This is a genomic window from Oceanicaulis sp. (assembly GCF_965249665.1).
Lineage (GTDB): Bacteria > Pseudomonadota > Alphaproteobacteria > Caulobacterales > Maricaulaceae > Oceanicaulis.
In genome coordinates this window covers 2,257,702-2,273,388 of record NZ_OZ252247.1, presented here as the reverse complement: position 1 = coordinate 2,273,388, position 15,687 = coordinate 2,257,702, and the positions used below count along the sequence as shown (strand labels likewise).

The 15,687-nt window shown below is 60.8% G+C and carries 9 protein-coding genes; all 9 read right to left on the bottom strand.

What is annotated here, in order from left to right; all coding sequences use genetic code 11:
- Position 1 precedes the first annotated feature (1 nt).
- The 9 genes from rplD to rpoB all read right to left on the bottom strand — a co-directional run bounded on the left by rplD (position 2) and on the right by rpoB (position 15,524).
- Positions 2 to 640, bottom strand: coding sequence for a 50S ribosomal protein L4 (rplD, locus tag ACP154_RS10880; protein ID WP_421859259.1), 639 nt, complete (start codon positions 638 to 640; stop codon positions 2 to 4).
- The gene (gene rplC, locus ACP154_RS10875) at positions 640 to 1,380 is read right to left on the bottom strand and encodes a 50S ribosomal protein L3 (RefSeq protein WP_107713696.1); all 741 of its coding nucleotides are present in this window, start codon (positions 1,378 to 1,380) and stop codon (positions 640 to 642) included. Before rplC ends, rplD begins: the two co-directional genes overlap by 1 nt.
- A 22-nt stretch (positions 1,381 to 1,402) precedes the next feature.
- Complete coding sequence (gene rpsJ / locus ACP154_RS10870; RefSeq protein WP_022699743.1) at positions 1,403 to 1,717, bottom strand: 30S ribosomal protein S10; 315 nt, start codon at positions 1,715 to 1,717, stop codon at positions 1,403 to 1,405.
- 687 nt (positions 1,718 to 2,404) lie between these two features.
- Positions 2,405 to 3,580: an elongation factor Tu gene (gene tuf / locus ACP154_RS10865; protein ID WP_133723070.1), complete on the bottom strand. Its 1,176-nt coding sequence runs from the start codon at positions 3,578 to 3,580 to the stop codon at positions 2,405 to 2,407.
- A 56-nt stretch (positions 3,581 to 3,636) separates the two neighbouring features.
- Entirely contained in the window at positions 3,637 to 5,712 is a 2,076-nt protein-coding gene (gene fusA, locus ACP154_RS10860; protein WP_107712987.1) for an elongation factor G, read from the bottom strand.
- A gap of 42 nt (positions 5,713 to 5,754) precedes the next feature.
- Positions 5,755 to 6,225, bottom strand: a complete 471-nt coding sequence (gene rpsG / locus ACP154_RS10855) for a 30S ribosomal protein S7 (protein WP_107712986.1) — start codon at positions 6,223 to 6,225, stop codon at positions 5,755 to 5,757.
- Between the two features lie 12 nt (positions 6,226 to 6,237).
- On the bottom strand, positions 6,238 to 6,609 hold the full coding sequence (gene rpsL, locus ACP154_RS10850) for a 30S ribosomal protein S12 (RefSeq protein WP_421859264.1): 372 nt from the start codon (positions 6,607 to 6,609) through the stop codon (positions 6,238 to 6,240).
- 510 nt (positions 6,610 to 7,119) lie between these two features.
- Complete coding sequence (rpoC, locus tag ACP154_RS10845; RefSeq protein ID WP_107712985.1) at positions 7,120 to 11,334, bottom strand: DNA-directed RNA polymerase subunit beta'; 4,215 nt, start codon at positions 11,332 to 11,334, stop codon at positions 7,120 to 7,122.
- A gap of 107 nt (positions 11,335 to 11,441) precedes the next feature.
- Positions 11,442 to 15,524 (bottom strand): DNA-directed RNA polymerase subunit beta, encoded by a 4,083-nt coding sequence (gene rpoB / locus ACP154_RS10840; RefSeq protein WP_107712984.1) that lies wholly within the window; start codon positions 15,522 to 15,524, stop codon positions 11,442 to 11,444.
- Between the last annotated feature and the right edge of the window lie 163 nt (positions 15,525 to 15,687).

Below are 15,687 nucleotides of genomic sequence, written 5' to 3'. Positions count from 1 at the left end.
GTTACGCAGCCTCCTGCGGCGCAAGCCGCTCATTGATCTTCTCGACAGCCGCCTTGGTCAGGACCAGCACGTCACAACGCAGCACGTCGTAAACGTTCAAGCCTTGCGCCGGCAAAACATTGATCAGCGGAATGTTGCGAGCGGCGCGGGCGAAGTTCTCGTCCAGCGTCTCGCCATCAATGATCAGCGCTTTGGCCAGGCCCAGCTTCGAGAACTTCTCGATCAGGGTCTTGGTTTTCGCAGCGTCCAGGCGCGCCTCATCCAGGATCACCAGCTGCTTGGAGCCAGCCTTGGAGGACAGGGCGTGCTTGAGCGCCATAGCGCGCACTTTTTTCGGCAGCTCGGTCGCGTGAGAGCGAACGCGCGCGCCATGAGCCACGCCGCCGCCCACAAAGATCGGGGCGTTGCGCGAACCGTGACGGGCGCCGCCGCCGCCTTTCTGGCGACCAAACTTCTTCTTGGTGCGGGCGATCTCACCGCGCTCTTTCGTCTTGTGGGTGCCGGCCTGGCGGCGCGACAGCTGCCACTTGACGGCGCGCTGGAGGATGTCCGCGCGGATCTCTTCGATACCGAACACGGCGTCGGAGAGATCAATCGAGCCAGCCTTGCCGGCGTCGAGCGTCACAACATCAAGTTTCATCAGTTAGCCCCTTCGTCCTGGGCTTCTTGAGCCGCAGCCGGAGCCTCGGCCGGAGCCTGCTCAGCAGCTTCGATCAGCTTTGCCGGGTACGGCAGATCGTCAACGCCCACACCTTTGACGGCGTCGCGAATTTCGACCCAGCCCTGCTTGGAGCCCGGAACAGCGCCCTTCACCAGCACCAGACCGCGCTCAGCGTCCACCCGGACGATCTCAAGGCTCTGGATGGTGACACGCTCGGAACCGAGGTGACCGGCCATTTTCTTGCCCTTGAAGACCTTGCCCGGATCCTGACACTGACCGGTCGAACCGTGGGAACGGTGAGAGATCGACACGCCGTGCGAGGCGCGCAGACCACCAAAGTTCCAACGCTTCATGCCGCCAGCAAAACCCTTGCCGATCGAGGTGCCGGACACGTCCACCTTCTGACCGACCACAAAGTGCTCGGCAGACAGGGCGGAGCCCGTTTCGATCAGCGCGTCTTCCGGCACGCGGAACTCAACCAGCTTGCGCTTGGGCTCAACAGAAGCCTTCGCAAAATGGCCGCGCATCGCCTTGGAGGTACGCTTCGCCTTGGCCTGGCCCGCGCCCAGCTGGACTGCGGTGTAGCCATCGGTATCGGAGGTGCGCTGTGCGACCACCTGGAGCCCGTCCAGGTGAAGCACGGTCACCGGAACATGGTTGCCGTCTTCAGAGAAGACGCGCGTCATGCCCAGCTTCTTGGCCAGTAGGCCGGTGCGCATGGATGCAGCCTGCTTCATGGCCCTACGCTCCCAGCTTGATCTCGACGTCCACGCCGGCAGACAGGTCGAGCTTCATCAGCGCGTCCACGGTCTGCGGAGTGGGGTCTACGATGTCCAGCATCCGCTTGTGAGTGCGGATTTCGAACTGTTCACGCGACTTCTTGTCGATGTGCGGACCGCGCAGAACAGTAAATTTCTCCAGCCGCGTCGGCAGCGGAATCGGGCCACGCACATTCGCGCCGGTGCGCTTAGCCGTGGATACGATCTCACGCGCCGAAGTGTCGAGCACGCGGTGGTCGAACGCCTTCAGGCGGATTCTGATGTTTTGTTGCGCCATCGGTCCGGTCCCAACATGCACAAGAGCCGCGCAAAGGACGTTTCGCCCCGGCAGCTCTTGCAATCCAAATTTTTATCGCTTCGAAGAACTGCGTTTGCCCAAAGGACACTGCCAGCTCATCAGAGGGACCGTGCAATACGCGCTGCGCCCCTCCCCGTCAACACCCTGCCACAAGATTCACCACCAGATCGGCAGTTTAAACTCTTCGTCAGGTGCGCACTGCGCAAAGACGGGGATTTTGATCGCCCTTACGGGCTGTCAAAGAGCTTAAACGACGCCATAGACGTCTGGGGCGCCAAGTGACTCGGCGCTAACCCGTGTGTAGTAGCGCTTCGCCCGCCTCTGAACAACCGCTGATCTCAGCGAATTCCAGATGCGCCTCAGCGGTAGACAGTCGCTCCAGGCATGACCATGCACCCCGCCGCCCGTCTGGCCAGGCTTTGCTGACGGCTCATCGCGCTGCATACCCCCTCAAGGACAGCGTTGGCTGCGGGTTCGGACATATGTGGATGGCCAAAGTGACAATCGGCTTGTCCCGGCATGAACACCGGCGCAGGCGCATGCCCCAGCCCAGATCGTCCAGTCAGTTCAAGAGTTCTGATCACAGCGCCACCCCCAACGAAAAACGCCCCGGAGCGTGGCTCCGGGGCGTTGATCTTTGCAGTGCGCTGCGAGCAGCGCGTGCGCTTAGTCGGTGATCTTGGACACCACGCCAGCGCCCACAGTGCGGCCGCCTTCGCGGATGGCGAAGCGAAGCTTCTCTTCCATCGCGATCGGGGTGATCAGCTCCACAGACACTTCAACATTGTCGCCCGGCATCACCATCTCGGTGCCCTCTTTCAAGGTCACAACACCGGTCACATCCGTCGTGCGGAAGTAGAACTGCGGACGATAGTTGGAGAAGAACGGCGTGTGACGGCCACCCTCTTCCTTGGTCAGGATGTAAGCCTCGGCTTCGAACTTCGCGTGCGGCGTGATCGAACCCGGCTTGGCCAGAACCTGGCCGCGCTCAACGCCCTCACGGTCAATGCCGCGCAGCAGAAGGCCCACATTGTCGCCCGCTTCGCCCTGGTCGAGCAGCTTGCGGAACATCTCAACGCCCGTACACGTCGTCTTCACCGTGTCGCGCAGACCGATGATCTCGATCTCGTCGCCCACATGGATGATGCCGCGCTCGATACGGCCGGTCACAACCGTGCCGCGGCCCGAAATCGAGAACACGTCCTCGATCGGCATCAGGAACGCCTGATCAACCGGACGCTCAGGGGTCGGGATGTATTCATCCACAGCCGCCATCAATTCCTTGATCTTGTTCTCGCCAATCTCGGGATCACGGCCTTCCATCGCCGCCAGCGCAGAGCCCGCAACAATCGGAATGTCGTCGCCCGGGAAGTCGTAAGAGGACAGAAGTTCGCGAACTTCCATCTCCACAAGCTCCAGAAGCTCTTCGTCGTCGACCTGGTCAACCTTGTTCAGGAACACAACCAGAGCCGGAACGCCAACCTGGCGCGCCAGAAGAATGTGCTCGCGCGTCTGCGGCATCGGGCCGTCTGCCGCGTTCACAACCAGAATCGCGCCGTCCATCTGCGCCGCGCCCGTGATCATGTTCTTCACATAGTCAGCGTGACCCGGGCAATCCACGTGCGCGTAGTGACGACCTTCGGTCTCATACTCAACGTGCGCCGTCGAAATCGTGATGCCGCGCGCCTTCTCTTCAGGCGCTCCGTCAATCTGGTCATACGCGCGGAAGTCACCAAAGTATTTGGTGATCGCGGCGGTCAGCGTCGTCTTGCCGTGGTCAACGTGACCAATCGTGCCAATATTGGCATGCGGTTTCGTACGCTCAAACTTTTCCTTGGCCATTGTCTCTTCCTACTCTTCGGACAGGCGTCTTTTCACTAGATCGATGAAGATCCGAATTACGCGATTTTGGAGATCACTTCGTCGGCGACAGCTTGCGGCACCGGCTCATAGTGGTCGAACTGCATGGTGAACTGGGCGCGCCCCTGAGTGGCCGAACGCAGATTGTTCACGTACCCGAACATGTTCGCCAGCGGCACGAAAGCGTTCACAACCGTGGCGTTGCCGCGCATTTCCTGGTCGCGGATCTGACCGCGGCGGGAGTTCAGGTCGCCGATGACCGAACCGGTATACTCGTCCGGCGTCACCACTTCGACTTTCATGATCGGCTCGAGCAGCTTCATCTTCAGCGAAGACTTCGCTTCACGAAGCGCAGCGCGAGCGGCGATTTCAAAGGCCATAACGCTGGAGTCGACGTCGTGATACGCGCCGTCAACAAGGGTCACTTTGAAGTCGATCATCGGGAAGCCTGCCAGAAGGCCGGTTTCACGCACCGAGTTCAGACCTTTTTCAACGCCCGGGATGTATTCCTTGGGCACGGAGCCGCCGACGATCTTGGAGTCAAAGGAGAACCCTTCGCCCGGCTCGACCGGTTCGATTTCCAGCTTGATCCGAGCGAACTGACCCGAACCACCCGACTGCTTCTTGTGGGTGTAGTCAACCGTGTGCGCAACACCGACGGTTTCGCGATAAGCCACCTGCGGCTGGCCCACATTCGCTTCCACCTTGAACTCGCGGCGCATGCGATCGACCAGGATGTCCAGGTGCAATTCGCCCATGCCGGCGATGATGGTCTGGCCGGATTCCTCGTCAGAGAAAACGCGGAAAGACGGATCTTCAGCCGCCAGACGCGCCAGAGCCACGCCGAGCTTCTCCTGGTCGCCCTTGGATTTGGGCTCGATGGCGATCTCGATCACCGGATCGGGGAACTCCATGCGCTCCAGGATCACCGGGTGCGCCGGATCACACAGGGTGTCGCCCGTGGTGGTGTCTTTCAGACCCGCGATAGCGACGATGTCGCCGGCATACGCGTCCTTGATGTCTTCACGAGAGTTGGAGTGCATCAGCAACATACGGCCGACGCGTTCTTTTTTCTCTTTCACCGTGTTCAGCACCGTCTGACCGGTGGACAAGGTGCCCGAATAGATGCGGCAGAAGGTGAGCGAGCCCACAAACGGGTCGTTCATGATCTTGAAGGCCAGCAGGCCCAGCGGCTCGTCATCAGACGGCTTGCGGGTGGTCGGCTCTTCGGTCTTCGCGTCAATGCCCTTGATCGCAGCCACTTCCACCGGAGACGGCAGGAAGTCCACAACGCCATCGAGCAACGGCTGAACGCCTTTGTTCTTGAACGCGGTGCCGCACAGGATCGGGTTGAACGCCAAAGAGATAGTGCCCTTGCGGATCAGCGTCTTCAGAAGCTCTTCAGACGGCTCCTCGCCTTCCAGATAGGCTTCCATCGCCGCTTCGTCCTGCTCGACGGCGGTCTCGACCAGCGCTTCGCGGTACTCAGCGGCCTTGTCGGCCAGTTCCGGGCGGATGTCGCGCACTTCCCAGGTCGCACCCAGGTTTTCGCCCATCCAGACCAGCTCTTTCATGGCGACCAGATCGATCAGGCCTTCAAACTCGCTTTCAGAGCCGATCGGCAGCTGAACGCAAAGCGGGGTGGCGCCCAGACGATCCTTGATCATGTCGACGCAGTTGAAGAAGTCCGCGCCGAGCTTGTCCATCTTGTTGATGAAGATCATCCGCGGGACTTTGTACTTGTCAGCCTGACGCCAGACCGTTTCGGTCTGAGGCTCGACGCCGGCGTTGGCGTCCAGGCAGCACACAGCACCGTCAAGCACCCGCAGCGAACGCTCAACTTCAATGGTGAAGTCCACGTGGCCGGGGGTGTCGATGATGTTCAGACGCTTTTCTTTCCAGAAACAGGTCGTCGCAGCAGACGTGATCGTGATGCCACGCTCCTGCTCCTGCTCCATCCAATCCATGGTGGCGGCGCCATCGTGCACTTCGCCGATTTTGTGCGATTTGCCGGTGTAGAAGAGGATCCGCTCGGTCGTGGTGGTCTTGCCGGCATCGATGTGCGCCATGATGCCGAAGTTGCGGTAGTCCTCGATTTTGTAGTCGCGGGCCATGGGGAGGGTCCTTAGATCAGGAGGCAAGCGTCAGGCTGGAAATTACCAGCGGTAATGCGCGAACGCGCGGTTGGCTTCGGCCATCTTGTGCGTGTCTTCACGCTTTTTGACCGAAGAGCCGCGGTTGGAAGCGGCGTCCATGAGCTCAGCGGCAAGGCGCTCGCGCATGGTGTTTTCGTTACGGTTGCGCGCTGCAGCCGCCAGCCAGCGAATGGCCAGAGCCTTGCGGCGATCGGGGCGAACCTCAACCGGAACCTGGTACGTGGCGCCGCCGACCCGGCGGGAGCGCACTTCGATTTCCGGAGCCACATTGTCCAGGGCTTCGTGGAAGACGCGCACAGGTTCGCGCTTCACTTTTTCCTCAACAATGTCGAGGGCGCCGTAGATGATGGCTTCAGCGGCGGATTTCTTACCGTCGATCATGATGTAGTTCATGAACTTGGTCAGATCGCGATCACCGAATTTCGGGTCGGGTAGAATCTCGCGCTTTTCAGCGCGGTGACGACGAGACATGAACGCCTCTCCTTATTTCGGACGCTTGGCGCCGTATTTCGAACGACGCTGACGACGGTCTTTAACGCCCTGGGTGTCCAGAACGCCGCGCAGGATGTGGTAACGCACGCCCGGCAAGTCTTTCACACGGCCGCCGCGGATGAGCACGACAGAGTGTTCTTGCAGGTTGTGACCTTCGCCCGGAATGTAGCTCACGACATCATAGCCGTTCGTCAGGCGAACCTTGGCGACTTTACGAAGCGCCGAGTTCGGCTTTTTCGGGGTCGTGGTGTAAACGCGCGTGCAAACGCCACGGCGTTGCGGGCACGCCTGAAGCGCGGGAACCTTGTTCCGCTTCGGCTTGTCTTTCCGCGGTTTGCGGATGAGCTGGTTAACTGTAGGCATCAGGCCTCTATCCGTTCCTGTTCCTGTCTTCCCGTCTAAAGGCGCACCAAAGACGCGAAAACCCGACCGGGGCGCGACGACTGGTGCCGTTCGTCCGCGGACGGTGTTGAAGCTTGTATGTGTCTGTTTCGGGCGACGTCTAACCCGTTCCAAGCATCCATAACGGACTCAGGACGGATTACGGCTCACCCCCGAAATCGAGCGCGGAACCTACTCAGAGCAGGCCATTCCGTCAAGCTCACCTTCACGGGAAATTTGCAGGCTGGGCAAGTTGCGGAAATCGCGTGGGTTTCGCTTGATCTATCGAGGCATTTCAACGCTAGGAGGGACTTCAGTCACTGTCAGGGCCGCTCCGGCCGAAGTTTCCAAGACCCGTCGAGCACTGATTTCCTCACATCACGCCCCTTAAAACACACGAGTGCGATTCTCCTGAACGCCCCGCCCCTGCCCTGTACATGAAAAAGCCCGCCAGCCGAGGCTGACGGGCTTATTTCAGATCCGAGCGAAGGATCAGTCTTCGCTACGCGCTTCTTCAGCCGCTGCTTCAGCGATTTCGGCCGGCAGGGCCTCATCGCCGCTCTTCACGGCTTTCTTCTGCTCTGCGATCCGCGCTTCGTCACGCGCATCCGCCTCGACCTGATACTCGCGCATCATCGAGCCGGTGCCGGCCGGGATCAGACGGCCCACGATCACGTTCTCTTTCAGGCCCTCAAGGGTGTCCACCTTGCCCTGCACCGACGCTTCGGTGAGCACGCGGGTGGTCTCCTGGAAGGACGCCGCCGAGATGAAGGAACGGGTCTGGAGCGAGGCCTTGGTGATCCCCAGCAGAACCGGGTCCGCAACGGACGGACGCTTGCCTTCCGCTTCCAGCTTCTCGTTGGTTTCAAGCCACTCGATCTTGTCGACTTGCTCGCCATTGAGATAGCCGGAATCGCCCGGATTGGTGATTTCCATCTTCTGCAGCATCTGCCGGACAATCACTTCGATGTGCTTGTCGTTAATCGGTACGCCCTGCAGGCGATAGACTTCCTGGATCTCATTGATCAGGTAATCGGCCAACGCCTCGACGCCCAGGATCCGCAAGATATCGTGCGGCGCCGGGTTGCCGTCGAGTAGATATTCGCCCCGCTGGATGATGTCGCCTTCCTGGACCGTCAGGTGTTTGCCCTTTGGCACCAGGTATTCGACAGCTTCCGCATCATCGCCTTCCGGCGTGATGGAGATGCGGCGCTTGTTCTTGTAGTCACGGCCGAATTCCACACGGCCCGTCATCTCGGCGATGACGGCGTGGTCTTTCGGACGACGCGCTTCGAACAGCTCGGCCACACGCGGCAGACCACCGGTGATGTCGCGGGTCTTGGCGCCCTCGGTCGGGATACGGGCCAGCACATCACCGGGCTGAACCGTGTCGCCGTCATTGACCGAGAGAATGGCGCCCACGGACAGCATGTAGTTCGCCGCCTTGTCAGCCAGTTTGACCGGCTCGCCATTGGCGTCCTCGATCACCATGGCGGGCTGGATGGACGCCGACTTGGTGCCAGTGCCTCGCCAGTCGACGACCACTTTCGAGGCGATGCCGGTGGCTTCGTCGACATCTTCTTTCACCGACAGGCCATCGATGATGTCGATCAGCTTCACCTTGCCGCCCGCTTCGGTGACGATCGGCATGGTGTACGGATCCCATTCGGCCAGACGCGCGCCGCGCTTGACCTTCTCGCCCGCATCAACGCGCAATTTGGCGCCGTATTGCAGCTTGTAGGTCTCGAGCGGATTGCCGTCCTGATCGGTGATCTGAACCTGCATGTTCCGGCTCAGCACGATGAAAGAGCCGTCAGAGGCCTGCACCGTATTGCGCTCCACAAAGGCGACCTTGCCTTCATGAGTGGCTTCGATGAAGGACTGCTCGGACACCTGCGCCGTACCGCCGATGTGGAAGGTCCGCATGGTCAGCTGGGTGCCCGGCTCGCCGATGGACTGAGCCGCGATCACGCCGATCGCTTCGCCCATATTCACCTTGGTGCCGCGCGCCAGGTCACGTCCGTAACAGGTGGCGCAGACGCCAACGCGGGTTTCACACGTCAGCGGCGAACGCACCTTGATGGTGCTGACGCCAGCCGCTTCGAGCGCCAGGGACAGCTCTTCATCCAGATACGTATCCGCCGGAGCCAGAACTTCGCCCGTGGACGGATCCTTGACCGCTTCCGCAGTGTTGCGGCCCAGAATGCGCTGGCTGAGCGGCTCGACGATGTCGCCGCCATTGACCACGGCGCCCAGGGTGATGCCCTGTGAGGTGCCGCAATCAAACTCGGTGACAATGCAGTCCTGCGCCACGTCGACGAGACGACGGGTGAGATAGCCTGAGTTCGCCGTCTTCAGCGCGGTGTCAGCCAGACCCTTACGAGCGCCGTGGGTGGAGTTGAAGTACTCCAGAACCGTCAGGCCTTCTTTAAAGTTCGAGATGATCGGCGTTTCAATGATCGAGCCGTCCGGACGGGCCATCAGGCCCCGCATCCCGGCGAGCTGTTTCATCTGGTTTTTGGAACCCCGCGCGCCCGAATGGGCCATCATGTAGACCGAGTTCACTTCACCGTCGCGGCCGTCATCGTCTTTGACCGGCTTGGAGATCTCGTCATACATGGCGTCGGCCACCTTGTCGGTGCACTTCGCCCAGGCGTCAACGACCTTGTTGTACTTCTCACCCTTGGTGATCAGGCCGTCCACATATTGCTGCTCGTAATCGCCGACCAGCGCGCGGGTTTCGCCCACCAGGTCTTTCTTGGCGTCCGGGATCAACATGTCATCCTTGCCAAAGGAAATGCCGGCGCGCGCCGCTTCCTTGAAGCCCAGGGCCATGATCTTGTCGCAGAAGATCACGGTCGCCTTCTGGCCGGTATGGCGATAGACGATGTCGATCAGGCCGCCGACAGCTTTCTTGGTCAGAAGACCATCCAGCACATCCGGCTGCACTTCCGGGTGCTTGGGCAGGTGCTCAAGCAGCTTCATGCGTCCAGGGGTGGTGTCGATGACCTTGGTGTATTCATTGCCCTCCGGATCAACGCCGGAATAGCGCGCCTTGATCTTGGCGTGCAGGGTCACGATGCCGGAATCCAGCGCGGCCTCAAGCTCGCCCATGGAGCCGAAGACCATGCCTTCGCCCGGCTCTTTGTCCTTGACGATCGACAGATAGTACAGACCCAGCACGATGTCCTGGGACGGCACGATGATCGGCTTGCCGTTGGCGGGCGACAGGATGTTGTTCGTGGACATCATCAGGACGCGCGCTTCCAGCTGGGCCTCAAGGCTCAGCGGCACGTGCACGGCCATCTGGTCGCCGTCAAAGTCGGCGTTGAACGCGGCACAGACCAGCGGGTGCAGCTGGATGGCCTTGCCTTCGATCAGCTTGGGTTCAAAGGCCTGGATGCCCAGACGGTGCAGGGTCGGCGCCCGGTTCAGCATGACCGGGTGTTCGCGGATGACCTCGTCCAGAACATCCCAGACTTCCGGGCGCTCTTTTTCCACCATCTTCTTGGATTGTTTGACGGTGCCGGACAGGCCCTTGGCGTCAAGACGCGCATAGATGAAGGGCTTGAACAGCTCCAGCGCCATCTTCTTGGGCAGGCCGCACTCGTGCAGTTTCAGCTCGGGGCCCACCACGATCACGGAACGACCGGAATAGTCCACGCGCTTGCCGAGCAGGTTTTGACGGAACCGGCCCTGCTTGCCCTTGAGCATGTCGGACAGCGATTTCAGCGGACGCTTGTTGGCGCCGGTGATCACACGCCCCCGACGGCCATTGTCGAACAGGGCGTCGACGGATTCTTGCAACATCCGCTTTTCGTTCCGGATGATGATGTCCGGCGCGCGCAGCTCGATCAGGCGCTTGAGGCGGTTGTTGCGGTTGATGACCCGGCGATAGAGGTCATTAAGGTCCGACGTGGCGAACCGGCCGCCGTCCAGCGGGACGAGCGGGCGCAGTTCCGGCGGAATGACCGGCACAATAGTCAGGATCATCCACTCCGGCTTGTTGCCGGAGAACATGAAGGATTCGATGAGCTTGGTGCGCTTGGCGAGCTTTTTCAGCTTCAACTCGGAGCCGGTTTCACCCATCTCCTCACGCATCTTCTCCACTTCTTTTTCCAGATCCATCGTGGAGAGGATTTCACGGATGGCTTCCGCGCCGATGCCGGCGGTGAAGGCGTCCTCGCCGTACTCGTCGACGGCTTCGTAATACTCTTCCTCGGTGAGGATCTGTTGCTTCTGAAGCGGGGTCAGGCCCGGCTCGATGACCACATAGCCTTCAAAGTAGAGCACACGCTCCACATCCTTCAGGGCCATGTCCAGGAACAGCGAGATCCGGGACGGCAGTGATTTCAGGAACCAGATGTGAGCCACCGGCGCAGCGAGCTCGATATGGCCCATGCGCTCACGGCGCACGCGCGCCAGGGTGACTTCAACGCCGCACTTCTCGCAGATAATGCCCTTGTACTTGATGCGCTTGTACTTGCCGCACAGGCACTCATAGTCCTTGATCGGGCCGAAAATACGGGCGCAGAACAAACCGTCGCGTTCAGGCTTGAACGTCCGGTAGTTGATCGTCTCAGGCTTCTTCACCTCGCCGAAGGACCAGGAGAGAATTTTCTCCGGGCTGGCCAGCGAAATCCGGATCCGGTCGAAGGACGGGCCTTCGGCGGAAGGATTGAAGATGTTCATGACCTCTTGGTTCATGGTCCGTCTCCTTGACGGTGACGATGGCGGGCCGGTTTGAGGGGGCCGACTCCGCCATCTGATATCCGCTACGCGATCACTCGCTCTCTTGCTCTAACTGACGCAACCTACTGGTTGATCAGCTCCACATTCAGACCAAGCGAACGCATTTCCTTGACCAGCACGTTGAAGCTTTCAGGGATGCCGGCTTCAAACGCATTGTCGCCGCGCACAATGGCCTCATAGACCTTGGTGCGGCCCGCAACGTCATCCGACTTCACCGTCAGCATTTCCTGCAGGGTGTAGGCGGCGCCGTAAGCCTGCAGCGCCCACACTTCCATCTCGCCGAAGCGCTGACCGCCGAACTGCGCCTTACCGCCCAGCGGCTGCTGGGTGACCAGCGAGTACGGGCCGATGGAACGGGCGTGGATCTTGTCATCCACCAAGTGGTGCAGCTTGAGCAGGTATTTGATGCCCACGGTCACCGGACGCTTGAACTGATCGCCCGTCCGGCCGTCATGCAAGACAGACTGACCGGACTTGTCGAAGCCTGCGCGCTGCAGGTGATCCACAATGTCGTCTTCACGAGCGCCGTCAAAGACCGGTGTGGCGATCGGAACACCATTGGCGAGGTTGCGGCCCAGTTCGGCCCGCGCCTCTTCACCGTCCGGCAGCTCCTGATCTTCGCCATAGGCCTTGATCAGCATCTGGTTCAGGTCGCCCTGATCACCGGTGCGCTTGTAGGCTTCATACGCTTCGCCGATCTGGCGCCCCAGGCCCTTACAGGCCCAGCCCAGATGGGTTTCAAGAATCTGACCCACATTCATCCGCGACGGCACGCCGAGCGGATTGAGCACGATATCGACGGCGGTGCCGTCCGCCAGGAACGGCATGTCCTCGATCGGATTGATCTTGGAGATCACACCCTTGTTGCCGTGACGGCCGGCCATTTTGTCGCCCGGCTGAAGCTTGCGCTTCACCGCCACGAACACCTTGACCATTTTCATCACGCCCGGAGGCATCTCATCGCCGCGCTGCAGCTTCTCGACCTTATCTTCGAAGCGGCGGTCCAGACGCGCCTTGGACTCGTCGTATTGCTTTTTCAGCGCTTCGACGCGGCCCATGGCCTCTTCATCTTCCAGGCCGATCTTCCACCACTGGCTGGTCGGCACGTCTTCCAGCGCCTCACCGGTGACTTCGCCCTTCTTGAAGCCTTTCGGCCCCGAGACGGCGGACTTGCCGATCAGGATTTCCTGCAGACGACCGAAGATGTCGCGCTCGAGGATGGCGAGTTCGTCGTCCCGGTCTTCACCCAGACGTTCGATCTCTTCACGCTCGATGGCGATGGCGCGTTCGTCCTTGTCCACACCATGACGATTGAAGACGCGGACTTCCACGATGGTGCCGGTGGTGCCCGGCGGCAGACGCAGCGAGGTGTCGCGCACGTCAGACGCCTTCTCGCCGAAGATGGCGCGCAGAAGCTTTTCTTCCGGCGTCATCGGGCTTTCGCCTTTCGGCGTCACCTTACCCACCAGAATGTCGCCAGCTTCCACTTCGGCGCCGATCGCCACGATGCCCGCTTCGTCAAGGTTGCGCAGAGCTTCCTCGCCTACGTTGGGAATATCACGGGTGATCTCTTCCGGACCCAGCTTGGTGTCGCGGGCCATGACCTCGAACTCTTCGAGGTGGATCGAGGTGAACACGTCGTCACGCACGATACGCTCGGAGATGAGGATGGAGTCCTCGAAGTTGTAACCGTTCCACGGCATGAACGCGACGAGCACGTTACGACCCAGAGCCAGATCGCCCAGATCCGTGGACGGACCGTCTGCAATGATGTCGCCTGCGCGCACAACATCGCCCACGCGCACGATCGGACGCTGGTTGATGGCTGTGGACTGGTTGGAACGCTGGAACTTTGACAGGCGATAGATGTCGACGCCGGACTCAGCTGCGCCAACAACACCCGCTGCACGGATCACGATCCGCTGGGCGTCCACCTGCTCCACCACGCCTTCACGGCGGGCGGCGATGGCCGCGCCGGAATCACGCGCCACGACCGATTCCATGCCGGTGCCCACCAGCGGGGCTTCCGCTTTGACGAGCGGCACGGCCTGGCGTTGCATGTTCGAGCCCATCAGAGCGCGGTTGGCGTCGTCATTTTCCAGGAACGGAATGAGCGACGCCGCAACCGACACCACCTGTTTGGGCGACACGTCGATATAGTCCACGTCTTCACGCGGGATCAGGGTCGCGTCACGGCCGGGGCCCACGCGGCAGTTGACGAACTCGTTCGCCAGCATGCCGGTTTCGGCGTCCACGGTGGCGTTCGCCTGCGCGATGGTGAAACGCGCTTCCTGCATCGCCGACAGGTAGTCGACCTGATCAGTGAGCTTGCCGTTTTCAACCTTGCGGTACGGGCTTTCGATGAAGCCGTACTTGTTGACGCGCGCGTAGGTCGACAGTGAGTTGATCAGACCGATGTTCGGGCCTTCAGGCGTTTCAATCGGGCAGATCCGGCCATAATGGGTCGGGTGCACGTCACGCACTTCAAAGCCGGCGCGCTCACGGGTCAGACCTCCCGGGCCAAGCGCGGACATGCGGCGCTTGTGGGTGACTTCCGACAGCGGGTTGGTCTGGTCCATGAATTGCGACAACTGGGAGGAGCCGAAGAATTCACGCACGGCCGCCGCGGCCGGCTTGGCGTTCACCAGGTCGTGCGGCATGACGGTTTCGATATCAACCGAGCCCATGCGCTCCTTGATGGCGCGCTCCATGCGCAGCAGGCCGACGCGATACTGGTTTTCCATCAGCTCGCCCACGGAGCGGACGCGGCGATTGCCCAGATTATCGATGTCGTCGATTTCACCCTTGCCGTCGCGCAGGTCCAGAAGGACCCGGAGAACTTCAATGATGTCCTCGGAACGCAGCACGCGCACATCATCCGGACACTCAAGATCCAGACGCATGTTCATCTTCACCCGGCCGACCGGTGACAGGTCGTAACGCTCAGGATCAAAGAACAGACCGGCGAACAGCGCCTCGGCGGTTTCCGGAGTCGGCGGCTCACCCGGACGCATAACGCGATAGATGTCGATCAGCGCCTGCTCGCGGGTGTCGTTCTTGTCCGCCGCCAGCGTGGTGCGCATATGGCCGCCAATGGACAGGCCGTCGACATCCAGGACGTCCAGGCTGTCCACGCCGGCCTCGGTGACCGCTGCAATGACTTCTTCGGTCAGCTCGTCGCCGGCTTCCGCGAAGATCTCACCGGTCTCGGCGTTCACAAGGTCTTCGGCCGCGAACTTGCCCATCAGCTCTTCTGACGAGACCAGCAGGCTTTCAAGCCCTTCTTCGGCCATTTTGTTGGCGGCGCGAGCAGAGATTTTCTTGCCAGCGGCTGCAACGACTTCGCCGGTCTTCGCGTCGATCAGGTCACGCGACGGCTTCAGGCCGCGCCAGCGTTCCTTCACGAACGGCATCGTCCAGCCGTCCTTGCCCGCCTGATAGGTCACGCGACCATAGAAGGTGGACAGAATTTCTTCTTTATCGAGGCCCAGGGCGTACAAAAGAGTCGTCGCCGGCAGTTTGCGGCGGCGGTCAATGCGCACGTGCAGGATGTCCTTGGCGTCGAACTCGAAGTCCAACCAGGAACCGCGATAGGGAATGATCCGCGCAGCGAACAGGAATTTGCCCGAGGCGTGAGTCTTGCCGCGGTCGTGGTCAAAGAACACGCCCGGGCTGCGGTGCATCTGGGAGACGATCACACGTTCGGTGCCGTTGACGACAAAGGTGCCCTTGTCGGTCATGAGCGGGATATCGCCCATATAGACGTCCTGCTCCTTGATGTCCTTGACGGACTTGGAACCGGTTTCCTCGTCCACATCAAAGACGATCAGGCGCATCTTGACCTTCAGCGGCGCTGCATAGGTCATGTCGCGCTGGACACATTCCTCAACGTCGTATTTGGGGGGTTCGAATTCGTAGGAGACGAACTCGAGCAGAGCGCGCTCTGAGAAGTCCTTCACCGGGAACACGGACTTGAACACCGCCTGCATGCCTTCATCCAGACGATCCGCGATCGCGGTGTCCTTCATCAGGAACTGTTCGTAGGAGTGCTTCTGAACCTCAATGAGGTTCGGCATTTCGACCGCACCGGGAATACGTCCGAACGATTTGCGAATGCGCTTCTTGCCGGTAAACGACAGACCCATTTCCGCTCCCTTCGCAGGCTCAATCAGCCTGGCGCTTGCGTTAGGACCCTAAGGTCCCCCAAGACCCGTTCTGGTGTGCCGCGCCAGGGACTGAGGGGTGCCCCGTCGCGGTCAATCTGCAGGCCCCAGACCGGAACAACCTGCAGAGGAAACTTTAACGGCG

Coding starts and splice junctions, on each gene's coding strand:
- rplD (WP_421859259.1), bottom strand. CDS start 640: ATGAAACTTGATGTTGTGACGCTCGACGCCGGCAAGGCTGGCTCGATT.
- rplC (WP_107713696.1), bottom strand. CDS start 1,380: ATGCGCACCGGCCTACTGGCCAAGAAGCTGGGCATGACGCGCGTCTTC.
- rpsJ (WP_022699743.1), bottom strand. CDS start 1,717: ATGGCGCAACAAAACATCAGAATCCGCCTGAAGGCGTTCGACCACCGC.
- tuf (WP_133723070.1), bottom strand. CDS start 3,580: ATGGCCAAGGAAAAGTTTGAGCGTACGAAACCGCATGCCAATATTGGC.
- fusA (WP_107712987.1), bottom strand. CDS start 5,712: ATGGCCCGCGACTACAAAATCGAGGACTACCGCAACTTCGGCATCATG.
- rpsG (WP_107712986.1), bottom strand. CDS start 6,225: ATGTCTCGTCGTCACCGCGCTGAAAAGCGCGAGATTCTACCCGACCCG.
- rpsL (WP_421859264.1), bottom strand. CDS start 6,609: ATGCCTACAGTTAACCAGCTCATCCGCAAACCGCGGAAAGACAAGCCG.
- rpoC (WP_107712985.1), bottom strand. CDS start 11,334: ATGAACCAAGAGGTCATGAACATCTTCAATCCTTCCGCCGAAGGCCCG.
- rpoB (WP_107712984.1), bottom strand. CDS start 15,524: ATGGGTCTGTCGTTTACCGGCAAGAAGCGCATTCGCAAATCGTTCGGA.